We start from the raw sequence: 26,226 nt of genomic DNA, 5'->3' as shown, positions 1-26,226 counted from the left end.
CCTTAAGGTAGACCAGCGTCGCGTTTTCGCCGTTGCAATGGGTGATAAAACTGTCGCTTTTTTAAGCTGACATATAATTATCACATTCGTCCGTTAGATTGGTTTGGTCCTTGCTGGACTAGTCCAGCCATCCCCACACTACCACCTGGAGCATCAGTTATGAAACGTTTGTGCGCTTCTGTGTTAACCAGTGCCATCGTGTTATCCAGCCAGATGAGCTGGGCCGCGGATACCGATCTGGCGGCGCTGGAGCAGGCCGCTAAAAAAGAAGGCGAAGTCAACAGCGTCGGCATGCCGGACAGCTGGGCCAACTGGAAAGGCACCTGGCAAGATCTGTTGAGCAAATACGGCCTGAAGCATGTCGATACCGACATGAGCTCCGCACAGGAGATCGCTAAATTCGATGCGGAAAAGAACAACGCGACGGCGGATATCGGTGACGTCGGCGCGGCCTTCGGCCCGGTGGCGGTGCAGAAGGGCGTGACGCAGCCGTACAAACCCTCTACCTGGAATCAGGTGCCGGACTGGGCGAAAGACAAAGATGGTCATTGGGCGTTGGCTTACACCGGCACCATCGCCTTCATCATCAACAAGCAGCAGGTGAAAGACATCCCGCACAGCTGGGCCGATCTGCTGAAGGGCAGCTATCAGGTCACCATCGGCGACGTCGGCACCGCGTCGCAGGCGGCCAGCGGCGTGCTGGCGGCCACCTACGCCATGGGCGGCAACGAGAAAAACCTCAAGCCGGGTCTGGAGTTCTTCGGCAAGCTGGCCAAGGCCGGCCGCCTGAGCCTGAGCAACCCGGTGATCGCGTCGCTGGAGAAAGGGGAAGTGCAGGTCGGCGTGGTGTGGGACTTCAACGGCCTGAACTACCGCGACCAGATCGACAAAACCCGCTTTGAAGTGCTGATCCCGTCGGACGGTTCTATCACCTCCGGCTACACCACCATCATCAACAAATACGCCAAGCACCCGAACGCCGCCAAGCTGGCGCGCGAATACATCTTCTCCGACGCCGGCCAGATCAACCTGGCGCGCGGCTATGCCCGCCCGATCCGCGCCGAGCATCTGACGCTGCCGGACGACGTCAAGGCCAAGCTGCTGCCGGCCGAGCAGTACAAGAACGCGCACCCGATCGCCGATCCGGCGGCCTGGGAACAGAGCGCCAAAGCGCTGCCGCGTCTGTGGCAGGAAAACGTCATTATGTTTATGCAGCAGTGAGTTAACGCACCATGAAAACGATCCTCGTGCTGCTGGACGGCCTCAACTACCGGGTGGCGCACGACGCCATGGGCTATCTGCAGGCCGAATGCGCGGCGGGACGCGGACGGTTGTACCTGCTGGAGAGCGAGCTGCCCTCGCTCTCCCGGCCGCTGTATGAATGCATCCTCACCGGCGTCACGCCGGTGGAGAGCGGCGTGGTGCACAACCACGTCTCGCGCCTGTCTCATCAACAAAGCGTGTTTCATTACGCGCGCGCCGCCGGACTAACCACCGCCGCCGCCGCGTATCATTGGTTCAGCGAATTGTATAACCGCACGCCGTTCGACGCCGCGCGCGACCGCCATACCGACGCCCCCGAGCTGCCGATCCAGCACGGGCATTTCTATTACGACGACGGCTACCCCGACAGCCATCTGTTCGACGACGCCGAAAGCCTGCGCCAGCGTCATCAGCCGGACTTCCTGATGGTCCACCCGATGAACATCGACGACGCCGGGCACCGCTTCGGCCTCTCTTCGCCGCAGTACCGCAATGCGGCGCGGCGCGCCGACGGTTCGCTGTCGCGCTACCTGCCTGAGTGGTTGGCGGCCGGTTATCAGGTGCTGGTCACCGCTGACCACGGCATGAACGACGATCGCAGCCACGGTGGCGTGTTGCCGGAAGAGCGCCAGGTACCGCTGTTCGTGTTCGGGGCGGGGTTCAGCCAAGATGACGCCGATCCGCAGCAAACCGAGCTGTGCGGCACGATTTGCGATCTGCTGCAGGTGGCGCATGACAAGCCGCGTTGTCGGGCGCTGTTGGCCCAGGATGCGCGATGAACGGCAAAACCAAATGGATCGCCGCGCTGTGCCTGTTGCCGTTTATCGTGCTGTTCGGCGCGTTTCAGATCGCCCCGCTGGTGTGGATCGCCGTTCACAGCTTTTTCAGCGAGAGCAGCGGCTGGGGCTGGGGCAACTATGTCGATATCCTCACCTCGCCGTTCTACCTGCAGGCCTTTCAGTTCTCGCTGGAGATCTCGCTGTGGTCGAGCGTCTACGGCTTGCTGATTGCGTTAGTGGGCAGTTACTCGCTGCGCCAGCTCGGCCAGACCCGATTTCATGACTTCGTGATGTCGTTCACCAACATGACCAGCAACTTCGCCGGGGTGCCGCTGGCGTTCGCCTTCGTCATCCTGCTGGGGCTGAACGGTTGCCTGACGCTGCTGCTGCGCAAATACGGTCTGATGGAGAGTTTCAACCTCTATTCGAAGAGCGGCCTGATCGTGCTGTATACCTACTTCCAGATCCCGCTGGGGGTGCTGTTGCTGTATCCGGCGTTCGACGCGCTGCGCGCCGACTGGCGCGAGTCGGCGGCGCTGCTCGGCGCCGGCCCCTGGCGCTATTGGCGGCATATCGGCCTGCCGGTGCTGGCGCCGGCGCTGATGGGCACCTTTGTCATCCTGTTGGCCAACGCGCTGGGCGCCTACGCTACGGTCTACGCGCTGACCACCGGCAACTTCAACGTGATCCCGATCCGTATCTCGGCGCTGGTGGCGGGGGACATCTCCCTCGATCCGAACCTGGCCAGCGCGCTGGCGATGCTGCTGGTGGTGATGATGGCGTTTATCACGGTGATCCACCAATGGATGCTGCGCAGGAGCTACCTCAATGCGCGCTCGTAACCGGATGGAGAGTGTCCATGTCGCATGCTGAACGCCTGTACCATCGCACGGTGACCGGCCTGCTGCTGCTGATCCTGCTGCTGCCGTTGGCGGCGACGCTGATTTATGCGCTGGCCACCCAGTGGGGGGCCACCATTTTGCCGGACGGTTTTACCCTGAAGTGGCTGACGGCGCTGTGGAACGACCCGCGCTTTTTGCAGGCACTGTGGCACTCGCTGCTGATCTGTTTCGGCACGCTGCTGCTGTCGGTGGTGGTGATCCTGCCGGCGATGTTTGTGATCGCTTACTACTTCCCCAAGCTGGACGCGGTGATGAACGTACTGATTCTGCTGCCGTTCGCCGTGCCGCCGGTGGTGTCGGCGGTGGGGCTGATGCAGCTGTTCGCCGCCGATCCGCTGCCGCTGCTCGGCACTCCGTGGATTTTAGTGGGCTGCTATTTCACCATCGCGCTGCCGTTTATCTACCGCGCCATCAGCAATAACATGCAGGCGATCAACCTGCGCGATCTGATGGACGCCGCGCACCTGCTCGGCGCCAGTACCTGGCAGGCGGCGCTGTGGGTGGTACTGCCGAACCTGCGAAAGGGCGGAATGATCGCCGTGCTGCTGTCGTTCTCGTTCCTGATCGGCGAGTTCGTGTTCGCCAACCTGCTGGTGGGCAGCCAGTATGAAACGCTGCAGGTTTACCTGTTCAACATGCGCAACGGCAGCGGGCATTTCACCAGCGCGCTGGTCATCTCCTATTTCGCCGTGGTGCTGCTCGTCACCTGGCTGGCGAACCTGCTGAATAAAAACAAGGGTTAACCCGATGGCTTATCTCAACGTCACCCGCCTGAACAAACACTATGGCCAGACCCAGGTGTTTCAGGATATCGATTTCACCGCCGAAGAGGGGGAGTTCGTCACCCTGCTGGGGCCGAGCGGCTGCGGCAAATCGACGCTGCTGCGCTGCCTGGCCGGCCTGACCCCGGTCGACAGCGGGCACATTTTGCTGCAGGGCCAGGATCTGGTGCCGCTGGCGCCGCAAAAGCGCGGCATCGGCATGGTGTTCCAAAGCTATGCGCTGTTTCCCAATATGACGGTGGAAGGCAACGTGGCCTTCGGCCTGAAAATGCAGAAGCTGGCGGCCGGGCAGATCGGCCAGCGGGTGCAGGAGGTGCTGGCGCTGGTGGAGCTGAGCGATCTGGCGAAGCGCTATCCGCATCAGCTGTCGGGCGGCCAGTGTCAGCGTGTGGCGCTGGCGCGATCGCTGGTCACCCGTCCGCGTCTGCTGCTGCTCGACGAACCGCTGTCGGCGCTGGATGCGCGCATCCGCAAACACCTGCGCGAGCAGATCCGGCGCATTCAGCGCGAGCTGAACCTGACGGCGATCTTCGTCACCCACGATCAGGAAGAGGCGTTGACCCTGTCGGATCGCATCGTGCTGATGAACAAGGGGCAGATCGTGCAGAGCGGCGATGCGGAAACCCTGTATACCCAGCCGGCGGATGCCTTCGCCGCCGGGTTTATCGGTAACTATAACCTGCTGACCGCCGAACAGGCCGCCCAGCTGACCGGGCGCAGCTATGCCGGCAAGGTGGCGATCCGCCCTGAATCGATTGGCCTGTTGCCGGCCGGGCAGGGGATCGACGGGGTGATCCTGGGCCACAGTTTGCTCGGGAATGTGGTACGCTATCGGATTCAGGTTCGCGGTGTAGAATTGCTGGTTGACGTGCTAAACCGGTCGGTGGCCGACCTGCGGCCCGACGGCGCGGAAATTGGGCTACACTTGGAACCTGTTGTATTGCGGGAAGTTGCATGACTTCGCAGCGCGGCGCCGGGGCCTTTCCGCCGCCGCATTAACCCTTCTCTTCTGCGGTCTGCCGCCCGCCCGCTGTCCTGCCAGACCTACGCCCGGCAGGCGGGACCGCGCGCTGTACCCGTCATCTTTTGGCCTACCGGCTGCGGCTAAGGCGAACAGAACCGTTCCGTCCGTCCGCACCGCCTGACTGGCATCGGGTATCAACCTCCTTTGGCCGGGCGTTAATGGAGCGTATCTTCCGTGCTGACCCTTCTTCACCTGCTTTCCTCCGTGGCGCTGTTGGTGTGGGGTACCCACATCGTGCGCACCGGGATCATGCGGGTTTACGGCGCCAATCTGCGGCGCGTGTTGAGCGACAGCGTTGAGAAAAAGCCGCTGGCGTTCGTTTCCGGCATCGGCGTGACCGCGCTGGTGCAAAGCAGCAACGCCACGGCGCTGCTGGTGACCTCTTTCGTCGCGCAGGGGCTGGTGGGGCTGGCGCCTGCGCTAGTGATCATGCTCGGCGCCGACGTCGGCACCGCGCTGATGGCGCGCGTGCTGACCTTCGATCTTTCCTGGCTGTCGCCGCTGCTGATCCTGGTCGGCGTCTTCCTGTTCCTCAGCCGCAAGCAGATGCGGATCGGCCAGATCGGGCGCGTCTTGATCGGCCTTGGGCTGATCGTGTTGGCGCTGGAGCTGATCGTGGCCGCCGCCACGCCGATCACGCAGGCGGCCGGGGTAAAAGTGCTGTTCTCGTCGCTGACCGGCGACGTGATGCTGGACGCCCTGACCGGCGCGCTGTTCGCCATCGTCAGTTATTCCAGCCTGGCGGCGGTGCTGCTGACCGCCACCCTGACCGCCACCGGCGTGATCTCGCTGAAGGTGGCGCTCTGCCTGGTGATTGGCGCCAATCTCGGCAGCGGCCTGTTGGCGATGATCAACGCCAGCGGCCAGAACGCCGCCGGGCGGCGCGTGGCGCTCGGTAGCCTGCTGTTCAAGCTGGTGGGCTGCGTGCTGGTGCTGCCGTTCGTCTCCTATCTGGCAGACGTGATGGCGCAATTGCCGGGCGGCAGCGAAGAGCTGGTGATCTACTTCCACGTGTTCTACAACCTGATCCGTTGTCTGGTGATGATCCCGCTGGCCGGACCGATGGCGACGCTGTGCGAACGGCTGATCGTCGACGTGGCCGCCGACGATCCGCGCATGCGTCCGCGCCATCTGGACGCCAGCGCGCTGGATACGCCGACGCTGGCGCTGGCCAACGCGGCGCGCGAAACGCTGCGGATGGGCGACGTGGTGGAACACATGATGATCCTGCAGCGCGAAGTGCTGCACGGCAAGCAAGGCGTGGATAAAGAAGTGCGGCGCCTCGACGATGACGTCGACGTGCTGTATACCGCCATCAAGCTGTATCTGGCGCAGATCCAGAAGGAAGACCTGGGTGAGGAAGACTCGCGCCGCTGGGCGGAGATCATCGAAATGGCGCTTAACCTGGAACAGGCGGGCGACATCATCGAACGCATGGCCGGCGACGTGGGCGCCAAGTCGCACGCCGCGCGCCGCGCCTTCTCGGCGGAAGGGTTGGCGGAGCTGGACGGGCTGCACGAACGGCTGATCGGCAACCTGCGCCTGGGGCTGTCGGTGTTCCTGTCCGGCGACGTCACCAGCGCCAAGCGCCTGCGCCGTTCCAAGCACCGCTTCCGTATTCTGGATCGCCGCTACGCGCACGCGCACGTCGATCGTTTGCACCAGCAAAACGTGCAGAGTATCGAGACCAGTTCGTTGCATTTGGGATTGTTGGGGGACATGAAGCGTTTGAACTCGCTGTTCTGCGCCGTGGCTTACAACGTGTTGGACCAGGATGCCAAGGATGACGATCGCGACTGGGAAGACACCCCGAGCACGCTGTAAAAAAAACGCCCCCGGTTTTCATCGGGGGCGTTGTGCAGGAGAGGCGCGTTATTTGCCGCTGAACACGCCGGCTTTGGCGTCCGCCTGCTGAGTTGAAGCATGGCCGCTGACGAACGGTACGTTGCCGTCGACGCTTTGCTTCGCCGCGCCGCCTAACAGCCCGCCTACCGTGGCGGCCGCATCGACGCGGCCGCCGCCCTGATAGCGTTGGCCGCTGACGTCCTGCTGGCTGACCTTGCTGCCGCCCAGTTCCACCTTGCCCTGCTGGCTGCGGATCTCGCCGCCGGTCAGTTGGGTTTGGCCGCCGACCTGCAGCGCCACGCCGTGCTTACCGGTAATCGCCGACTGCTCACCGACCGCGTTGTTGTTCACCACGTCGGCATTGACCTTGAGCTGTCCCTGGCGACCCGCCGGCCCGGTGATGCTGTCTTTCACCGCGCCGCCGACGGTGCGTGCACCGCGATCCCACAGCGGGCCCTGCGGTTTCTCGCCGGCCGGCGTTGCCGGCAGCGTCACTTTGCCGTCGGCCTTGCTGAAGCTGACCGCGCCAGTGGTGTCCTGCTGCGGATCGAGGCGGCGCGCCACGCTGTTGTACTTGTCGGTGGTGGCGTCGGCCACTTTGTTCACCCCGGCGTCCAGTTTCTCTTTCACCTTACCGGCGTAGCGTGGCGTGCCCACCTTCGACAGCTTGGAGGTGATGCTGCTGCCCGGATCGTTGCTGTGGCTCAGCCCGGCATCCACATCCACCTTCACGCCTTTCTCGACGTCCTTGCGGCTTTCAACGCGCAGATCGCCGCCCACCTTGCCCTGTACGCTGTCGGCATCGACGCGCGCCCCGGCGAGGCGGGTGTCCTTACCGCTGTTGAGCGCCACGTCGCCCGCGGTGATGCCGGTGTTGGCGTGGGTGGTTTTATCCTGCTGTTCCACGCCGACCTTCAGACCGGCGCCCAGCGTATGGGTGTCTTTGCCGGTGTTCGGATCGACCTTGCCGCCGGCGTCCTTATTGAACGTTTGGCCGCCTTTGGCGTTGGCTTTAATGCCCAGGCTCCAATTGTCCTTGTGCTGCTCGTTCTTGGCGGACTCCAGCAGGATGCCGCCGTTTTTCGCCTCGAGCGCGGCGCTGCTGCCGCTGACCTTGGCGCCCTGCAGATGCAGCGCGTCATCGCCTTTGCCGTTGGCGGACAGGGTGACCTTGCCGTCTGAGGCGAGAGTGGCGCCCTGGCGTTCGGTCGCGGACTCATTCACCTTGGCGATGTCGAAGGCGCCGCCGGCGGAGAGGCTGCCGCCGGTTTTTTCCTTGCTGTCGCTGCTGCCGGCGCCCAGATCGATATTGCCGGACAGCTTGTTCTCCTTACGCGTTTGGGTCGATTCCGCCGCCTGCAGCGCGACCTTGTTGCCCGCGCTCAGGGTGATGTCGCCCTGGCTTTTGACGTCGGTGCCTTTAAGCGTCAGATCGCGGCCCGCCTTCAGTTCCACGCCCTGTTGGCCGCTGACGTTGCCGACCTGCGCGGTGCTGCTGTCGCTTTCGCCGTTGTTGGCGCCGCCGCCGAACCCGGCGCCGAAGTTTTTACTGTCGGCGGTGAAACCGCCCTTCGCCGAGGCTTTGACGTTAAAGCCGCTGTGGCTCTCGCTCTGTTTGTCGCTGGCCTGATCAAAGCGGATATCGCCGCCGGCGTTGACGGTGGTTTTACCGCTGCCGCCGTTCAGCGCGGTGCCCTGATAGACCGCGTCTTGTTTCACGTTGACGTTGATGCCGCTCGCGGCATCGATCGAGCCGGTCACCGCCTGGCTGGCGTTGCTGTTGCTGCGCTGGGTGCTGCCTTCGCCCTTGGCGTCTACGGTCAGATCGCTGCCGGTGGAGGTGTAGACGCGCACGCCGGCGCTGCCGCGGGTGTCGCGGCTCTGCTCTTCCTGGCGGTTCGTCGCGGCTTCGCTGCGGTGGCTGTCCGCCGTCAGCGTGACCGCGCCTTTGCTCGCCTGATACTGCGTGCCCTGATCGCGCACTTCGCCTGTGGCGTTGATGTCGATGCTGCCGGCTTTCACCGAGCTGACCACCGCCTGCGAGCTGCTGCTGCGTTTTTCGCTGCTGCCGCCCTGAGCGCCGATATCCAGGCCCACGTTAGGCGCGCCGATGCCGCCGATGTCGTTGATGACGCCGGTGGCGTCCAGCTTGGCCGCCTTGCCGACCGCGCGCTCGACCGGGCGGGTCACGGCGCTGTAATCGACGTTGGCGCCGATGTTCACGCCGACGTCGGTTTTGGTGGTGCTGCTGCTGGCGGTGTCGGCGGCGGCCAAATGATCGACGCCGGCGGCGTTCTCTTTGTAGGCGCCGCCGACGCTGTGCTGCGCGCCTTGCTGGGTCAGCTTGTCGCGGGCGTTGACAGCCAGGTTGCCTTTGACGTCGCTGCCGGAGGTGACCGCCTTGCTGCTCTGCGCCTGCGTTTTGCTGTTCTCGTAGCCGGCTTCCACGCCGCTGCCGAGCTTGTCGATGCCGCCGGTGTAGTAGAAACCGCCGCCGATCTTGGTCTGCTCGGTGTTCGAGGTGGTTTTATCGTCGGCCGCCAGGAACGAAACCTTGTTGCCGCTGACGCTGGCGTCGCCTTTGTCGGCGACCAGTTTGGAGCCGCTGAAGATCACGTCCTTGTCCGCCTCGAGCTTCACGCTGCCGCCGCTGAGGGTGGCGCCGTGGTTTTCGGTGCGGGTGGCTTTCTCGCTGTCGCGGGTGTGTTCGATGCGCAAACCGGCGCGGTATTGCTTGTCGCCGGCCTCTTTGGCGTAGCCGTTGACGGTAAGCGCGGTCTTCTGCTCATCGATTTTTTGCTGCTGTTCGGCGGCCTTGACGTTGATGTTGCCGGTCTGCGACGTCACGCTCAGCTCGCCGCCGCTGGCGACCTGGCTGCCGATGACGTCGGTATCCTTACGGCTGACCAGCTTCAGGTTGGTATCAGACTTCAGCTCGCTGGCGGTGCTGCTCTGGTAGCTGTTGTCGGCCTTGTGCGAACTGCTGGTGATGTTGAAGGCGGTGCCGGTGCGCGCGTCGATTTTGTCCACGGTGGTGCTCAGCGCGTTGTCGATGCGCAGGCCGCCCTGCGTGGCGGTGACCAGGCCGGCTTCCTTGCCGCGCGCCTTGCTGCCGGTGAGGGTGACGCCCTGCTGGCCGTTCAGGCGCAGGGTGCCGTCGCTGGTCAGCTCGGAAGCGTGGCTGACCTCGCGACGGTTGCTGTTGTTTTTGTTGTCGCCGCCGCCGATGCCGCCCCAGGAGGTTTTGTCATCGCGCACCGCTTTGGCGTTGGCGGTTTTCTGCACCCCGACCTGGATCTGGTTGTCTGCATCGATCGTCAGATCGCGCTGGGCGTGGACCTTGGCGCCCTGTGTGGAGACATTGCGACCGGCTTTCAACGTCAGTTCGCCCTGGCTACGCAGTTCGCTGGCCTTCAGGCTTTCGCTTTCATCGCTGCTGCTCCAGCTGCCGGTGCGCAGGCTGGAAGTGTGGTTGCGCTGATAGCCGCGCTCGGTGGACTTATCCTTCTCCACCAGCCCGGCGAGGTGCACGTCGCGCGCCGCTTTGACGCTCAGAGCACGGTCGGCGCTGATGTTGGCACCCAACAGGTTCACGTCTTCCCGGGTACTGACGAGTTTGGCGTTGCCGCTGGCGGCGACGGTGCTGCCTGCCTGTTGCTGCTGCTCGCGCTCACGGGTGACGTCGTATTGCCAGGAGTAGAACCAGCGGTCGTCGGTGTGGCCCTGGGTCTGTTTCAGCTGCTGACCGTCGAGCGTCAGCTTGCCGCCCTGCAGCATGATGTCTTCGCCGCGAATATCGGTGGCGGTGAGGTGCGCATGGTTATCCGCCACCAGACTGATGTTCTTGCCTTTCAGCTCGGTGCGGGTCAGCTTCTGACCGCTGCTGCGGTCGTTGACGTAGATGCCGCCACGGTAGTTCTGGTAGTTCTCGCCGCCGTTGCGGTTGCTGCTGGCGTCGTCAACGCGGCTTTCGCTGCGAATATCGTAGGCTTTCACCTTGAGCTCGTCGCCGGCGGCCAGCGTGCCGGCCAGCTTCACGCCGCTGCCCTGTGCGGTGTTGATGATGTTAATGCGCCCGGCCTGCATGCTGCCGAGGTAATAGCTGTCCAGCGCGGTGGTCGGCTGTACGCTGGCCAGCACCTTGCCGTCGCGCGCCACGCGGTTAAGCCCGCTGATGGCGTTGATCGCCGCCGGCGTCACGCTGCCGTTGCGATGGGTGAAGTCTTGCACGATCACGTCACCGCGGCTGTCTATCTTCGGTGCGATCAGATCCAGCACGCCGCTGGCGTTCAGGGTGCCGTTGAGGCTCAGGGTATTGCGATTATCCAGAGTGCTGTAGCCCTGCAGCAGGCCGTTCTCCACCAGCGGGTTGCCGACCACCAGCGAGGAGCGGCTGGTGTTGATGAATCCGCAACCCTGGCAGCTGATGCCGTTCGGGTTGGCCAGCACGTAGTCGGCCGCCATGCCGAAGATCTCTTGCTGGCCGTGCAGCAGAGAAGGGTTACGGCCGATCACTTCGTTGAGGATCACGCTGGCTTCGCGTCCGCCCAGATTGGGGTTGGCGCCCAGTTGGCCGGCCAGCTGCGACAGCCCCGCCTCGCGGGAGTTGTTCAGCACAGCGCCGGGCTGGTTGACGTTAAAGTCCTGGTATTGGTTGTGCGACAGCCCGTTGCCGTTCGGCGCGACGATGTCGACCACCTGCGCGCCGGTCGCGGCGGTGGAAACGCCGGGGCCGTTGGCGCCATTGGCTGCCACGATCTCCGCGGCGTAGGCGCCGGTGGAAGCGGCGAGAATAATCGCCAGTGCGGCGGCCAGTTTGCCCGCTGCTGAAAGCCTGAAGTTATTATTTTTCATCCATGTCTCTCCGTATATTGCCGTGGGGTCCTGCAAAACTGCTGATTAATTAAAAGGTGTAAGAAAAGCGCGCCAGTACCTGAACGGGATCTTCCGGCGTGGCGTGATTCGACAAGATCCAGCCGCGGCTGACCTCGAGATCGACCAGCGTTTGCCGATAGCGCAACGTGGCGCCGCTGCTCAGGCCGGCGCTGCTGCGCCACCCCGAGCTGTCCTGGCGCGGCAAAATGCGGCCGACGTCGGCGCCGAGGCGCGGCGTCAGCGTGGTGGCGCCCAGATTGAAGCTGCGCGACAGCGTGTTCTGCAGATACCAGCCGTTGTCGCCGGACTGGGTGCTGCGGCTGAAGCCGCGTACGGCGCTGCGATCGGTAAGGCTCAGCCATTCCACGCCGGGCAGCGGGTCGCGGCTGTACTGGCCGTAGAACAGGTTGTTGAGCTGATAGGTGGCGTCACCCAGTTGGAGGCGCTGGCTGAGGTTGGCGAACAGCTTGCCTTTGGTGAACTGGCTGTCGAGGTGCACCGAGCTTGGGTGGCGACCGGCCCCCAGCCACGGCAGGCCCTGTTCGACGCTGAGGTTGGCGCTGAACACCCCGTTGGGCAGAATTTGCAGGTGGCTGGCGCTCAGTTCGGCCAGGGTCAGGGTGGGGCTGCTGACCTCGAGGCGCACGCTTTCGAAGTAGTTGTCGATGCGCTTGTAGGTCAACTGACCGCTCAGGCTGTCTATCTGATCGTGATCGCGGTAAAACACGTAGTCGCTGCGCAGACCGTACTGCTGGGTCTGGCCGTGCAGTTTGACCATGTTGTGCGGCAGCTGCTGGTGGTTCTCATAGGACGAGAAGCTGGCGAATCCGCTGAAGGTGAACGCGCCGTACGGCAGCGAATAGAGCAGGGTATAGGCGCGGTTATAGCGATGAGCCGGGTTTTCCAGCGTGCTGTTGGCATTCAGGCTGACGAAGTCCGACAGGCCGAACGGGCTGTCCAGCGTGGCGGTGGCGCGAGCCAGCCACTGGCCGGTGCTTTTTTGGCCGTAATTATCCGTGCCGACGGTAATCAGCCAGGGCTTGGCATGCTGATTGCGCAAACGAATGACCGAACCGCCAACCTGGCGGCCGGGCAATATATCCAGCTTGGTGGTGTTCGATTGCAAACGGTTGGCCTGATCCAATCCCTGGTCGAGTTCGGTTAATTTCAACGGTTTGCCTTCCAGCCCCGGAAATAATAAACGGCTGTTGACCCAGCGATCGCCGCCTTCTATTTTTTCGATGAATCCTTCGGTGACGCTTAACCCCAATTCTCCCTGTGAATTAGGGCGAACAATTTGCACGCGCGCGGTGATATAGCCTTTTTGCACATAAAGGCGCGTTAATTCACGGGTCAGGCGATTGATATCGTTGCTGCTGATGCATTGTTCCGGCAGCGCGCTCAGGACGGATAAATCGGCCGGCGAGAGCAGGGTAACGCCCTGCAGATAAACGCCGGCGATAGGCAGGCACTGCGCGGACTGCGGCAGGGCGGGCGCGGCCGGTTCCGGTTCCGCCAGCAAGCGTTGCTGCTTCAGCTGCTGATAGCGGCGTTGCTCAATCAACTGGTTGACTTCACGCGTGCTGTCTTGCAGCGCGCGGCGCGACTCCCCCATCGACATATCCCGCATCATGTGAGAGTCCGGCAGAGTTTCGGCGGAAAGGGCCGTGCTGACCAGCAGCGTCAAGGCGGTGATTTTTTTTATCATTGTAATCCATTATGAGAGGCCGCCGGGGCAGCCAGCCCAATCCATGAGGTAAACCACGGGCGGCCGACGGCCGGCCCGAAATAATGAGCGACATGCACATTGCGAGGTATCTTGATTTGCCGCAGCAAATAAGACGGTGGGTATAGATCTAAATAATAATTAGGCTGCTTCTTTTATGGTGGGCAACCCTGGCGACTTAATTAATTAAAAAAAGTGGAGCGTCTCTTCCTCTTGCCAACATTATCGGCATGGATAGGAAGAATCTGAATTTTTATTTTTCACGGATGATAGGGGATGAGGAGAATTATGACAATCCGACCAGTGGGAAATACGAAATTTCGCAGGAAAGAAAAGGGACGCAATTGTTTGCGTCCCTACAGGCGGTTTATTTTTTCTTGATAGGGCGGCCGGACCAATAACCCGCCAGCAGCGAACCTGAGAGGTTATGCCAGACCGAGAACAGCGCGCCCGGTAGCGCGGCCAGCGGGGAGAAGTAGATTTTGCCCAGCGTGGCCGCCAGCCCGGAGTTCTGCATGCCGACCTCGATCGCCAGCGTGCGGCAGGTGGATTCGTCGAAGCCAAACAGCTTGCCGCCCCAATAGCCGCTCAGCAGACCGATACCGTTGTGCAGGATCACCGCGACGATCACCACCAGACCGACCGAGGCGATGTGGCTTTGGCTGCCCGCCACCACCGCGCTGATGATCGCCAGGATGCACACCATCGACAGCGCCGGCAGCAGCGGCTCAATGCGTTTCACCGCCTTGGTCAGGGTATGGTGGACGATCAGGCCCAGGCCGATCGGGATCACCACGATCTGCAGAATGCTCAGCAGCATGCCCATGATATCGACGCTGATCTTGGCGTCGACGTACAGGCGGGTCAGCAGCGGCGTGGCGAACACTCCCACCAGCGTCGAGACCGCCGAGATGGTGACCGACAGCGCCACGTCACCCTTGGCCAGGTAGATCATTACGTTGGACGCGGTGCCGCTGGCCACGCTGCCCACCAGCACCATGCCGGCGGACAGATCCGGCGGCATGCGGAACAGCATCGCCAGGATCCAGGCCGCCAGCGGCATGATCAAATAGTGCAGGAAGATGCCGGCCGCCACCGGGCCGGGGCGCGCCAGCACGCGTTTGAAGTCGTCCAGCCGCAGCGTGACGCCCATGGCGAACATGATCAGCATCAGCAGCGGGCTGACGTAGGGGCCGATGCCGGTAAAGGTGGTCGGCGTGTAATAGGCGGCGACGGACAGCAGTATCGCCCACAGGGGGAATAAACGCGTGAGTAGTGCCAACATGCAGGTTTCCTTAGCCAGATTGAGAACGGTGGGTGTGGTTGTGTTTTATGCGGGTTCAACATGCTGAACCCCTGCAGGTTTTGAACGGATTTTTTTAGACGCAGGGGCGCAGCGTGCTGCGCCCGCAATCGGGGATAATGACTTATTCGAACAGGTTGTGGTGCAGGGTACGCACCACCTGTTCGGCTTCTTCGCCCGGCACCAGGAAGCACAGGTTATAGCTGCTGGCGCCGTAGCAGATCAGGCGGATATTGAACGGATCGAGCACGCCAAACACCTCTTTACCCACGCCGCAGGCGCGCGACAGCTGGTTGCCGATGATCGCCACCAGCGCCAGGTTTTCTTCCACTTCCACCCGGCACAGCGACGACAGCTCGGTCAGCAGCGAGGTGGTCAGCAGGCTGCCGCCGACGGAGGTAGCGCCGGTGGTGTCCATGGTCAGCGCAATGCTGACCTCCGAGGTGGTGATCAGATCGACGGAGATGTTGTGGCACGCCAGAATGTTGAACACCTCGGCCAGGAAACCGCGTGCGTGCAGCATGTTCAGGCTGTGCAGCGTCAGCAGCGTTTGCTTGCGGCGCAGCGCCAGCGCGCGGAACAGCGGCGGGTTCTCGGTGGTGTTGCACACCAGCGTGCCGCCGGCCGCCGGATCCTTGCTCGAGCCGACGAACACCGGAATGTCGCTGCGCACCGCCGGCAGCAGGGTGGCCGGGTGCAGCACCTTGGCGCCGAAGGTGGCCATTTCCGCCGCCTCTTCGAAACCGATTTTGTCGATGCGCTTGGCCGCCGGCACTACGCGCGGATCGGTGGTGTAGATGCCCGGCACGTCGGTCCAGATATCCACCCGGCCAACGCCGAGCGCCTCGCCGAGCAGCGCGGCAGTATAGTCGCTGCCGCCGCGGCCGAGCGTGGTGGTGCGGCCTTTCGGCTCGCTGCCGATAAAGCCCTGCGTGACCACCAGCGCTTCCTGCAGGCGCGGCTGCAACTGCGCCCGGGCCAGTTCGCTGAGCGCGGCGCTGTCCGGCACGGCGCGGCCGAAGTGATCGTCAGTGCGCATCACCTTGCGCACGTCGAACCATTCGGCCTGCACGTTGCGGGCGCGCAGGATTTCAACGAACAGCAGGGTGGACATCAGCTCCCCATGGCTGACCAGCTCGTCGGTCAACGCCGTCGAGGTGGCCAGCGACGCGGCCTCCGACAGCATGGCGATGTTTTCCAGCAGGCGGTCTATTTCGTCGCGGATCACCGCCGGCGCCGTGAGGCGATCGAGAATGGCGTACTGGATGCGGCGGATCTCATCAAGCTGGTAATTGCGCTTGTCGGCCTCGCAACCCTCGGCCAGGGCGACCAACAGGTTGGTGACGCCCGCCGAAGCGGACAACACCACCAGGCGGACCTGCGGGTTGGCCAGCACGACGTCGGCGCTGCGGTTCATGGCTTCAAAGTCGGCGACGCTGGTGCCGCCGAACTTGGCTACCACGGTGGAATTCTGGGGTGCTGCTTGGTTCATCTAGAAACCTCGTGTCAGGGATGCCCGTTTGGGGGCACTGTAATTCTATAGCCTTGGCACAAGGGGAGAGCGGTAAACAGGGGGCAGGCGTAGAGGTCAGGCTACGATACACCCAGAAGCGCCCCACCTTGTCGATCGCCCTGCGGGCGATCCCCTGGTGACAACCCAGGGGATTCAGCCCCTGTAGTCGATACGATAATGGCCGGCCATTATCGTACCTCGGCGTCGCTCCCCCTCGGGTGCCGTCAACGGAGAAACGGCTCCTCTGACACTCTACCTGGGCGACGCGCCTCTTCTGGCTTGCGCACCGGGTGCGCAAGTAGGCTGTTAGGAATAGCCGGTTATCGCCATTCTGTCAACGTACAGACGGTGAGGGATTTTCATCTTGTACCAGCGCGATAAGCGTACAGGGCATCGTGGGCGTGGAACCGGCGCCAATCGGGTGCAGAGAACCGTCTTCCTTTTGGCTGAATAACGGGATAACGCCCTGATGTTTTTCCAAATACTCCAGCCAACCGAAATTTTCGTTCAATTTGGTCGCTTTGATGGTGGCCCCCCTGGCGAGCAGGCTGCTCAGGCGGCCGTAGGTGGCTTCCTGATTAAATAAAATTTCATGCCGGCGGAAACGCGAACTTTCCGCGCTGGCGCCGCGCCCTTTCAGCGGCGCCCCCGACCGGATGGCAAACACGTGATCCTCGCCGAAGAGATGGCCGAAATGGTAGACCGCCAGCGCGTTCTGGTGGCGGTTGGGTGACAGCGCCAACACCTGGGCGATATTGCTCAGATCGAGATAGTTCTCGGCGTGTTCGGAGTAGGCGTGGCCATAGTAGGCCGGAATGCCGTCCATGCGCGCCTGGCGGTAGTACTCCCAACTGCTGTCGGTGACGATCACCGGCACGTTCAGCTTGATCAGCGCCTGCGCCAGCATGCGCGCCACGCTGTTGGCGCCGACGATCAGCACGCCGCGCGGCTTTTGCTGCTGCACCCGCAGCCAGCGCGCCATCATGCCGCTGGTCAGGCTTTGCAGCACCACGGTGCCGATGATGATGGCGAACACCACGGTGACCAGCCGGTCGGCGCCCTGATAGCCGCTGCGCTGCAGCGTCAGCGCGAAAAGCGAGCTGACCGCCGCGGCGACGATGCCGCGCGGGGCGATCCAGCACAGCAGCAGCCGATCGCGCCAGTGCAGGGAAGAGCGCCAGGTCGATACCGCGATGCACAGCGGCCGGGCGATGAACTGCACCGCCAGCAGCAGCAGGAGCAACGGCCAGCCCATGTTCCACAGCGCCTGGATATCGAGCCGCGCCGCCAGAATGATGAACAGCGCCGAGATCAGGATCGCCGACAGCTCCTCTTTGAACGCCAGAATATCGCTGGTGTCCACGTCGCGCATGTTGGCCAGCCAGATGCCCATCACCGTGACGGTCAGCAGGCCGGATTCGTCGGCGATGGCGTTGGAAACACCGAAGGCGGTCAACATGATCGCCAACACCGCCAGGTTCTGCAGGTAGCGCGGCAGCCAGACGCGGCGCAGCGCCAAGCCGAGCAGGTAGCCGAACACCGCGCCGGCGATCAGGCCGACGGCGGCGGTCACGCCCAGCGTCCAAAACAGGTGGGTATAGGACTCCGCATTCTGCTTCAGTACGATGAACTCGAACACCAGCAGGGTGAAGATGGCGCCGACCGGATCGATAACGATCCCTTCCCAGCGCAGCACCTGGTTAATGTTGGCGTTCGGCCGCACCACGCGCATCAGCGGGGCGATCACCGTCGGCCCGGTCACCACCGTCACCGCGCCGATCAGCGCCGCCAGCTCCGGCGGGAAATCCAGCAGCCACCAGCTGGCGAGGCTGATGACCAGAAAGGTGACTAGCATGCCGACGGTGACCAGATTGCGCACCACGCCGCCGAGGCCGCGTATCTCCTCGAAGCGCAGCGTCAGCGCCCCCTCGAACAGGATGATCGCCACCGACAGCGACACCAGCGGAAACAGCAGATCGCCGAACAGCAGATCCGGCTGCACCAGATGCACCGTCGGGCCGAGCACGATGCCGAACAGCAACAGCGGCAAAATGGCCGGCAGGCGCAGCAGCCAGGCCAGCCACTGCGCCAGCAGCGACGCCAGGCCGATAAGCACCAACATAAGCGGGGCGGATAATTCCATAAGCGAGATCCCTTTCAAATGACGAAATAAGCAACGATGACACAGCCTGATGACAATTCGGTAACCCCGATAACAGACCGTTAGCCCAAAGTATAGAGTGAAAGCTGAAACGAGGCGGCAATGCGTTGACAGTTAGCGCCTATCGCAAGAAAAGAGATCATAATCACAGTCGAACAGGCTACAATCGGACAAACGCGTCATTTTTATTCTCAAGCCTAAGAGTGTTGCTATGAAAAATATCAATCCTAGTCAAACCGCTGCTTGGCAAGCCCTGCAGCAACATTATGCACAGATGAAAGACGTACGGATCGCCGACCTGTTCGCCCAGGACAGCGATCGTTTCTCCAGGTTCTCCGCGACCTTCAACGACCAAATGTTGGTGGACTATTCCAAGAACCGTATCACGCAGGAAACCCTGGAGAAGCTGCAGGCGCTGGCGAAAGAAACCGATCTGCAAGGCGCCATCAAATCGATGTTCGCCGGTGAGAAAATCAACCGCACCGAAGATCGCGCGGTGCTGCACATTGCCCTGCGCAACCGCAGCAACAGCCCGATCCTGGTCGACGGCAAAGACGTGATGCCAGAAGTGAACGCGGTATTGGCCAAGATCAAACAGTTCTGCGCGCGCGTCATCGGCGGCGAGTGGAAAGGCTACACCGGCAAGCCGATCACCGACGTGGTGAACATCGGCATCGGCGGTTCGGATCTCGGCCCTTACATGGTGACCGAAGCGCTGCGCCCTTATAAAAATCACCTGAACATGCACTTCGTCTCCAACGTCGACGGCACCCATATCGCCGAAACGCTGCAGCCGCTGAACCCGGAAACCACGCTGTTCCTGGTGGCCTCCAAAACCTTCACTACCCAGGAAACCATGACCAACGCCCACAGCGCGCGCGACTGGTTCCTGAGCAGTGCTGCCGATCAACAGCACGTGGCCAAGCATTTCGCCGCGCTGTCCACCAACGGCAAAGCGGTGGCAGAGTTCGGCATCGATACCGACAACATGTTCGAGTTCTGGGACTGGGTCGGCGGCCGTTACTCCCTGTGGTCGGCGATCGGTCTGTCGATCGCGCTGTCCATCGGTTATGACAATTTCGAGCAGCTGCTGAGCGGCGCGCACGCCATGGATAAGCACTTCGCCGAAACGCCGGCGGAGAAAAACCTGCCGGTGCTGCTGGCGCTGATCGGTATCTGGTACAACAACTTCTTCGGCGCCGAAACCGAAGCCATTCTGCCGTACGATCAGTACATGCACCGTTTTGCCGCTTACTTCCAGCAGGGCAACATGGAATCCAACGGCAAATACGTCGATCGCAACGGCAATCCGGTGGATTATCAGACCGGCCCCATCATCTGGGGCGAGCCGGGCACCAACGGCCAGCATGCGTTCTACCAGCTGATCCACCAGGGCACCAAGCTGGTGCCGTGCGATTTCATCGCGCCGGCCATCAGCCATAACCCGCTGGGCGATCATCACGCTAAACTGTTGTCCAACTTCTTCGCGCAGACCGAAGCGCTGGCGTTCGGCAAGTCGCTGGAAGTGGTGGAGGCCGAGTTTGCGGCGCAGGGTAAAACCCCTGAGCAGGTCAAACACGTGGCGCCGTTCAAAGTGTTTGAAGGCAACCGCCCGACCAACTCGATCCTGCTGCGCGAAATCACGCCGTTCAGCCTGGGCAGCCTGATCGCGCTGTACGAGCACAAGATCTTCACCCAGGGTGCGATCCTGAACATCTTCACCTTCGATCAGTGGGGCGTGGAGCTGGGCAAACAGCTGGCTAACCGTATCCTGCCTGAACTGGCGGGCAGCGAGAAAATCAGCAGCCACGACAGCTCGACCAATGCGCTGATCAACCGCTTCAAGGAATGGCGCTAACCGCCTGAACTGAAGCCAATAAAAAACCCGCCGCGGCGGGTTTTTTTACGTCTGCAAAAAATTACAGGTTGATCGGCACTTCGAAGCTGATGCCTGCACCCACGTCGTCGGCGGTGCTGTGATCGCTGTCGGTGTACCACAGGCTGGTGTCGAATTTAACCTGAGAATCGAAGCTGTAACCCCAGCCGAGCTGAATGCCTTTCAGCGTATCGGAACGCGGGAACGCCCGGTTGATGCTTTGGTTGTTCGGATTCACCTTGGCGTACACCAGGCGGGTGCTCCAACGCTGGCCGTCGTCCAGCACCATTTCCACGCGGCCGGACAGCATCTGACCGTCGCCGCCCATCGCATGGCCCAGCGGATAACCTTGCTGGTAGTAACCGCCACGATAGATGTAGTGGTAATACATCACGTTGTTGGCGTTACCGTTAGAGCGGGTATCAGAACCTTCGATATGCCAGTTGATCGTGGTCGGGCCCCATTCCGGATGGCCTTCAAGCCCCAGCATGTAAGCGTTATGCGAAGGCAGCATGCCTGCTTCATCTTCACCGGTGATCTGGCCATAAAGGCTGACCGGCATGCCGATGAGCGGCTGCAGCTTGAGTTTGAAGTCAAAACCGCCCAACTGGTTGCCCGGGTCGTTTTTCCGATCGCCGGTATTGTCGTTGCCGGTTACGCCATCCCAGAAGGAACTCCAGGAGTGCGGACGGCCATCACCACCCCACATCATGACGCGTGAAGCGCCCAACTCCAGGAAGTCGGTCGGCATCATGGTCAGGCGGCCACCGATCAGCTTGGTGTCCGGCACGGCAGCGTACTGTGACAGCTGGCCGGCGGACAACTGGTATTGCCAACGGCCGATCCACGACAGCCACGGGGTTTCAAACGGCGATTGGTCGGCGCGCTGCAGCATAAAGCCGGCCACCGGGCGTGCGGCATCGGAGCGGATCAGGCTGCCGTCGTAGCCCGGGCCCCACCACTGGGAAACTTCGCCGAAGGAGAGCCATTGGTTCCAGATTTTCACCGCGCCGTAGGAGCCGTTCATATTGAATTTGGAGCCGTCGCTGACGCGCTGATCGCCTTCCACCGAACCCTGCAGACGCACGTCCCAGAATTCACCGTTGGCGCCGGCGCCGATGGTCAGACGATCGTCGGCGTACTCATTTTGGCCGAAGCCCTGCGGGGTACCGGGTTTATCGGTCGACGCGTAACCGCTGACGCGGATATTGGCTTTCAAGGCATCGACACGGCGCTGCACGCGGTCGATGACGTTTTTCTCGGTGTTGCTCACCGGCTTGGCTTGCGCGATAACGGAACTGATCTCTTCCTGACTCAGCGGCCAGGTGGATAGGCTGACGTTGATGACGCCGCGGTCAGACAACCAGGCGAGATCGTTACGCAGATCGTTGTCAGGGGCTACCAGGCCGGCGGCGTGGCCGGACAATGCACAGGTAAACAGGCCCGCAGCGACCAGTCCGTTAAGTTTAGCGCGCATAAAGAATTCCCTTGTTAATTCGAGGTTATTGGTTTTATGTAAAGATCTCTGTGACCCATGATAGTTGACATTTCGATTTGCTACAAATCTATAAGTCAGAAACATCTTATTATAACTTTATGAATTAAATGGGGTTTAAAGTGCTTTCGCGCGGGGCATAATTTTTAAGACAATGCCTATATTGGCACGGTTGAATCATATTAGCGGTATTCAGAGAGAGGTTTTATGGCGAAAACGTCGCGTTCGATCATGATAGCGAAGGGGCTGCAGCGGGTGCTGAACGTGGGCTTGTTGCTGCTGGCGGCAATTCTGGTGGTATTTCTGGTCAAGGAGACCCTCCACCTGGCGAAGGTGTTATTTATCAACAGCGAAGAGTCGTCCTCTTACCTGTTGATTGAAGGCATCGTGATTTATTTCCTGTACTTTGAATTTATCGCCTTGATCGTCAAGTATTTTGAGTCGGGTTATCATTTCCCGCTGCGCTATTTTATTTACATTGGCATTACCGCGATTATTCGTTTGATTATCGTGGACCACAAAAACCCCATCGATACCCTGATCTACGCCGCGGCGATATTGGTGCTGGTGGTGACGCTCTATCTGGCCAACACCGATCGGCTGAAACGGGAGTAGCGATAAAAATGGCGGCCAATGGCCGCCAAAGACACAGGATTACCGCTATTGCGGAAAGACATCAAACGCACTGCAGTGGCACAAATTACCCCTTCACGCCGCCGGCCGTCAGGCCGCCCACCAGCCAGCGCTGGGCCAGCAGGAACACGGCGGTAATCGGTATCGCCGACAGCACCGCGGCGGCGGCGAAGTCGCCCCACAGATAGTTCTGCGGGTTGAGATATTGCTGCATCCCCACCGCCAGCGTGTAGCTGTTCACATCACGCAGCAGCAGCGACGCCACCGGCACTTCGGTGATGGCGGCGATAAACGACAGAATGAACACCACCGCCAGAATCGGCACCGACAGCGGCAGCAGCACCAGACGGAACGCCTGCCACGGCGTGGCGCCGTCCAGCGCCGCCGCCTCTTCCAGCGAGTTGTCGATGGTTTCGAAATAGCCCTTGATGGTCCAGACGTGCAGCGCGATGCCACCCATGTAGGCGAAGATCACGCCGCCGTGGGTGTTCAGGCCGATAAACGGAATGTACTGGCCCAGGCGATCGAACAGGGCGTACAGCGCCACCAGCGACAGCACCGCCGGGAACATCTGGAAGATCAGCATGCTTTTCAGCAACGTGCTCTTGCCGCGAAAACGCATGCGGGCGAAGGCGTAGGCACAGGTGGTGGACAGCGTCACGATGCCGATGGCGGTGATCGCCGCGATCTTGATGGAGTTCCACAGCCACAGCAGCACCGGGAAAGGCGGCGGCGTCACGCTGCCGTCGGCGTGGGTGACGCTGAAGCCGAGCGCCAGCCGCCAGTGATCCCAGGAGAGGGTTTCCGGTATCAGGCTGCCGGTGGCGAAGTTGCCGGAGCGCAGCGAGATGGCCACCACCATCAGCAGCGGGAACATGATCAGGGCGATAAAGCACAGCATCAAAATATGGGTGATCCACAGGCGCAGGCGCTGGGATTTGGGTTGAACCATGGCCATCGTTATTCTCCCTAATCGAAGTTCATCTTGCTGGCTTTCAAATTCAGGATCGCCAGCGCGCCCACCAACAGGAAGATCAGCGTGGCGATGGCGGCCGCCAGCCCGAAGTCTTGCCCGCCGCCGCCTTCGAAGGCAATGCGGTAGGTGTAGCTGACCAGCAGGTCGGTATAGCCGGCCGGCGTGGTGGTGCCGATCATGTCCGGGCCGCCGTTGGTCAGCAGTTGGATCAGCACGAAGTTGTTAAAGTTGAAGGCGAAGCTGGCGATCATCAGCGGCGTCAGCGGCTTGATCAGCAGCGGTAAGGTGATGCGGAAGAAGTTTTGCCACGGGTTGGCGCCGTCCATCGCCGAGGCCTCGTACAGATCGTCCGGGATCGCCTTCAGCAGCCCCATGCACAGGATCATCATGTACGGGTAGCCGAGCCAGGTGTTGACGATCAGAATCATGCTCTTGGCGGTGAGCGGATCGCTGAACCAGGCCGGTTTGATGCCGAACAGATGGCTGAGCATCATGTTGATCTCGCCGAAGCTCTGGTTGAACAAACCTTTGAAGATCAGGATCGAGATGAATGACGGCACCGCATAGGGCAGGATCAGCAGCACGCGGTAGATCGCCTTGCCTTTCAGCGCCTCCCACTGCACCACGCAGGCCAACACCATGCCGACCGCCACGGTGAGGATCACCGTCATCACCGAGAACACGATGGTCCAGATGAAGATCGACACGAACGGTTTCTTGATGCCCTCGTCCTGCAGCACCCGCAGGAAGTTTTTCCAGCCGGTGGTGACGGTATAGCCCGGGCTCAGGGTTTCCTGCGCCCAGCCGCCGTCGGCGTTGATCGCCTGGTAGAAGCCGGTGTCGCCGTTCGGCCGGTAGCGCACCTGAGTCTGATTATTGGTCAGCGTGCTGCCGTCTTGGTCCAGCGCGTACAGCGGGCGGGTGCCGGAGAACTGGCGCAGGGAGCTCATGCGCAATTCCCCGCCGTCGGGCAGTTGCGCCACCAGTTGGCTCAGCGCCTGCCGGTTCTGGGTAATCACCCGCAGCGTGGCGCGTTCGCCCTGCGGTGCGGCGCTCTGCGCCGTCAGTTTCAGGGTTTGCGGCGCGGCGGCGTCGAGGCGGAAAGGTTCGGAGATCAGCGGCTGTTCACTGTCCGGTGGCGTCAGCTGCAGGCGCCACTGCTGGTTTTCCGCCGGGTAGAGGCCGAAGGTAAAGGTTTTGCCGCTCTGGAACTGGCGCTGCATCAGCACCGATTGCGCGCGTTCAAAAGTCAGCTGGTTGGTGCTGCTGTAGTTGGTGAAGGCGATGGCGATGGTGCAAATCAGCGGGAACAGAACGAACAGCCCCATGCCGGCGACGCCGGGATACACATAGCGCCAGGCGTAGGCGCGGCGGTTGGCGAAGACGTAAAGCCCGGCGCTGACCAGGATCAGCGTCAGGATGGCGAACAGGTATTCACCCTGTGCATACATCAACACAATCAGGTAGCAGGTCACCAGGCTGAACAGGCCGACCACCAGCCATTTCAGCGCGTCGCTTTGCCACCACTTCGATTTTTTACGCGCAGGCGTCCCGGCGTGGGCGAATTGCATAGGGCGTTCCTTTCTGTGAAGCAACGGCGGGGCACTTGTCCCCTTCATACTTGAAGCTACACCTTTGTTGGCTGCGTCCGCTCACCCCGGTCACAGAGTTATCTATGCTCCCGGGGATGTGCGTACTTGCCGTCGCGGTGTCACTCCAATTATTTCGGGGATGTTAATCCCGCACGACGTCGTTACTTGGTGATACGGGTCTGCACGTCGTCCAGCGCGGCTTTCACCGTCTGACGGCCGCTGACGGCGTTGATCACCGCGCTGCGTTCGGCGTACCAGAAGGCGCTCATCTGCGGGATGTTCGGCATGATTTCCCCGTTTTGCGAGTTCTGCATGGTGGCGGCGATCTTCGGATCTTTGGCCAGCGCTTCCTGATAGGACTTCAGCGCCACCGCGCCCAGCGGCTTGTCTTTGTTGACGTCCGCCAGCCCTTCGTTGGTCAGCAGGTAGTTCTCGAGGAACTCGGTCGCCAGTTCTTTATTCGGGCTGGCGGCGTTGATGCCGGCGGTCAGCACGCCGACGAACGGCTTGGACGGTTTGCCTTTGAAGGTCGGCAGCAGCGTCACGCCGTAGTTGATTTTGCTCTGCTCGATGTTGTTCCAGGCCCACGGCCCGTTGATGGTCATCGCGGTCTGGCCTTTGTTGAACGCGGCTTCGGCGATCGAGTAGTCGGTATCGGCGTTGATGTGCTTGTTTTTCACCAGATCGACGATGAACTGCAGACCGGCCTGCGAACCGGCGTTGGCGACGCCGACATCCTTGATGTTGTATTTGCCGTTTTCATACTTGAAGGCATAACCGCCGTCGGCGGCGATGATAGGCCAGGTGAAGTAGGGTTCCTGCAGGTTCCACATGATGGCGCTCTTGCCGCCGGCGCGCAGCTGCTTGTCCAGCGCCGGGATCTCTTCCCAGGTCTTCGGCGGCTGTTTGACCAGGTCTTTGTTGTAAATCAGCGACAGCGCTTCGACGGCGATCGGGTAACCGATCAGCTTGCCGTCATAACGCACGGCGTCCCAGGTGAACGGGAACAGCTTGTCCTGGAAGGCTTTGGACGGGTGGATTTCGGCCAGCAGGCCGGACTGCGCATAGCCGCCGAAGCGGTCGTGGGCCCAGAAGATGATGTCCGGGCCGTCGCCGGTGGCGGCTACCTGCGGGTATTTTTCTTCCAGCTTGTCCGGATGCTCGACGGTGACCTTGATACCGGTGTCTTTTTCGAATTTCTTGCCGACTTCGGCCAGGCCGTTATAGCCCTTGTCGCCGTTGATCCAGATAACCAGTTTGCCTTCCTCGATCTTGGCGAAGGCGGAAGAAGAGAGCACCAGGGTGGCCAGTGCCGAGAGCGCCAGCGTGCGGGCGAGGGTAATGCTGCGAGTCATAATCCAGTCCTTCTTTTTGTGGGCACATAAATCAAGGAGAGACGTTTCGCGGTAATAGTGGGTCACAACGCGACATATTCTCATCCTCCCCCCCTCTACGCCCCTGAGATGAGGAGTGTGATCCAG

Annotated in this window: 17 protein-coding genes and 1 riboswitch; of the genes, 8 read left to right on the top strand and 9 right to left on the bottom strand. The window is 61.6% G+C overall.

The features are described from left to right. Nucleotides 1-159: 159 nt before the first annotated feature. The 6 genes from QDT79_RS02315 to QDT79_RS02290 all read left to right on the top strand — a co-directional run bounded on the left by QDT79_RS02315 (nucleotide 160) and on the right by QDT79_RS02290 (nucleotide 6,574). Complete coding sequence (locus QDT79_RS02315; RefSeq protein ID WP_130017685.1) at nucleotides 160-1,221, top strand: ABC transporter substrate-binding protein; 1,062 nt, start codon at nucleotides 160-162, stop codon at nucleotides 1,219-1,221. 11 nt (nucleotides 1,222-1,232) lie between these two features. Then, on the top strand, nucleotides 1,233-2,042 hold the full coding sequence (locus QDT79_RS02310) for an alkaline phosphatase family protein (RefSeq protein WP_107227126.1): 810 nt from the start codon (nucleotides 1,233-1,235) through the stop codon (nucleotides 2,040-2,042). Further along, entirely contained in the window at nucleotides 2,039-2,884 is an 846-nt protein-coding gene (locus QDT79_RS02305) for an ABC transporter permease (RefSeq protein ID WP_039569690.1), read from the top strand. The genes QDT79_RS02310 and QDT79_RS02305 overlap by 4 nt, the downstream gene beginning before the upstream one ends. 17 nt (nucleotides 2,885-2,901) lie before the next feature. After that, nucleotides 2,902-3,687, top strand: coding sequence for an ABC transporter permease (locus tag QDT79_RS02300; RefSeq protein WP_107227125.1), 786 nt, complete (start codon nucleotides 2,902-2,904; stop codon nucleotides 3,685-3,687). Between the two features lie 4 nt (nucleotides 3,688-3,691). Beyond that, nucleotides 3,692-4,684: an ABC transporter ATP-binding protein gene (locus tag QDT79_RS02295; RefSeq protein ID WP_063988516.1), complete on the top strand. Its 993-nt coding sequence runs from the start codon at nucleotides 3,692-3,694 to the stop codon at nucleotides 4,682-4,684. A gap of 240 nt (nucleotides 4,685-4,924) precedes the next feature. Continuing rightward, nucleotides 4,925-6,574: a Na/Pi cotransporter family protein gene (locus tag QDT79_RS02290; RefSeq protein WP_130017687.1), complete on the top strand. Its 1,650-nt coding sequence runs from the start codon at nucleotides 4,925-4,927 to the stop codon at nucleotides 6,572-6,574. Nucleotides 6,575-6,622: 48 nt separating this feature from the next. Here QDT79_RS02290 and QDT79_RS02285 read toward each other — a convergent pair whose 3' ends face one another. The 5 genes from QDT79_RS02285 to QDT79_RS02265 form a co-directional block, all read right to left on the bottom strand. Beyond that, nucleotides 6,623-11,449 (bottom strand): hemagglutinin repeat-containing protein, encoded by a 4,827-nt coding sequence (locus tag QDT79_RS02285; RefSeq protein WP_308316172.1) that lies wholly within the window; start codon nucleotides 11,447-11,449, stop codon nucleotides 6,623-6,625. A gap of 49 nt (nucleotides 11,450-11,498) precedes the next feature. Beyond that, nucleotides 11,499-13,178 carry a ShlB/FhaC/HecB family hemolysin secretion/activation protein gene (locus QDT79_RS02280; protein ID WP_308316171.1) on the bottom strand — a complete coding sequence of 560 codons (1,680 nt, stop codon included), beginning with the start codon at nucleotides 13,176-13,178 and terminating at the stop codon, nucleotides 11,499-11,501. Between the two features lie 385 nt (nucleotides 13,179-13,563). Continuing rightward, nucleotides 13,564-14,481, bottom strand: a complete 918-nt coding sequence (gene panS / locus QDT79_RS02275; protein ID WP_063988520.1) for a ketopantoate/pantoate/pantothenate transporter PanS — start codon at nucleotides 14,479-14,481, stop codon at nucleotides 13,564-13,566. A 142-nt stretch (nucleotides 14,482-14,623) separates the two neighbouring features. Continuing rightward, entirely contained in the window at nucleotides 14,624-15,991 is a 1,368-nt protein-coding gene (gene lysC, locus QDT79_RS02270) for a lysine-sensitive aspartokinase 3 (RefSeq protein WP_308316170.1), read from the bottom strand. A 108-nt stretch (nucleotides 15,992-16,099) separates the two neighbouring features. Next, nucleotides 16,100-16,294, bottom strand: a riboswitch (Lysine riboswitch). 52 nt (nucleotides 16,295-16,346) lie between these two features. Next, on the bottom strand, nucleotides 16,347-18,155 hold the full coding sequence (locus QDT79_RS02265; protein WP_130017690.1) for a cation:proton antiporter: 1,809 nt from the start codon (nucleotides 18,153-18,155) through the stop codon (nucleotides 16,347-16,349). Nucleotides 18,156-18,384: 229 nt separating this feature from the next. Between QDT79_RS02265 and pgi the strand changes: the two genes are divergently transcribed. Continuing rightward, nucleotides 18,385-20,031 carry a glucose-6-phosphate isomerase gene (gene pgi / locus QDT79_RS02260; protein WP_033639258.1) on the top strand — a complete coding sequence of 549 codons (1,647 nt, stop codon included), beginning with the start codon at nucleotides 18,385-18,387 and terminating at the stop codon, nucleotides 20,029-20,031. A gap of 61 nt (nucleotides 20,032-20,092) precedes the next feature. Here the strand turns inward: pgi and QDT79_RS02255 are convergent, their stop codons facing one another. Beyond that, entirely contained in the window at nucleotides 20,093-21,526 is a 1,434-nt protein-coding gene (locus QDT79_RS02255) for a capsule assembly Wzi family protein (RefSeq protein ID WP_308316169.1), read from the bottom strand. Between the two features lie 225 nt (nucleotides 21,527-21,751). Here QDT79_RS02255 and psiE point away from each other — a divergent pair, with 225 nt between their 5' ends. After that, a complete protein-coding gene (psiE, locus tag QDT79_RS02250) occupies nucleotides 21,752-22,159 on the top strand; it encodes a phosphate-starvation-inducible protein PsiE (RefSeq protein WP_033636217.1) in 408 nt (135 codons plus the stop codon). Between the two features lie 85 nt (nucleotides 22,160-22,244). Here the strand turns inward: psiE and malG are convergent, their stop codons facing one another. The 3 genes from malG to malE form a co-directional block, all read right to left on the bottom strand. Continuing rightward, on the bottom strand, nucleotides 22,245-23,135 hold the full coding sequence (malG, locus tag QDT79_RS02245) for a maltose ABC transporter permease MalG (protein WP_004936696.1): 891 nt from the start codon (nucleotides 23,133-23,135) through the stop codon (nucleotides 22,245-22,247). Between the two features lie 11 nt (nucleotides 23,136-23,146). Beyond that, the gene (malF, locus tag QDT79_RS02240) at nucleotides 23,147-24,724 is read right to left on the bottom strand and encodes a maltose ABC transporter permease MalF (protein ID WP_063988524.1); all 1,578 of its coding nucleotides are present in this window, start codon (nucleotides 24,722-24,724) and stop codon (nucleotides 23,147-23,149) included. A 182-nt stretch (nucleotides 24,725-24,906) separates the two neighbouring features. Further along, on the bottom strand, nucleotides 24,907-26,100 hold the full coding sequence (gene malE / locus QDT79_RS02235) for a maltose/maltodextrin ABC transporter substrate-binding protein MalE (protein ID WP_016930286.1): 1,194 nt from the start codon (nucleotides 26,098-26,100) through the stop codon (nucleotides 24,907-24,909). Nucleotides 26,101-26,226: the final 126 nt, after the last annotated feature.

The organism is Serratia marcescens, assembly GCF_029846115.1.
Taxonomy (GTDB): Bacteria; Pseudomonadota; Gammaproteobacteria; order Enterobacterales; family Enterobacteriaceae; genus Serratia; species Serratia marcescens_L.
Note: the sequence above shows the minus strand (reverse complement) of the source record. Positions and strands in the feature narration are given on the sequence as shown.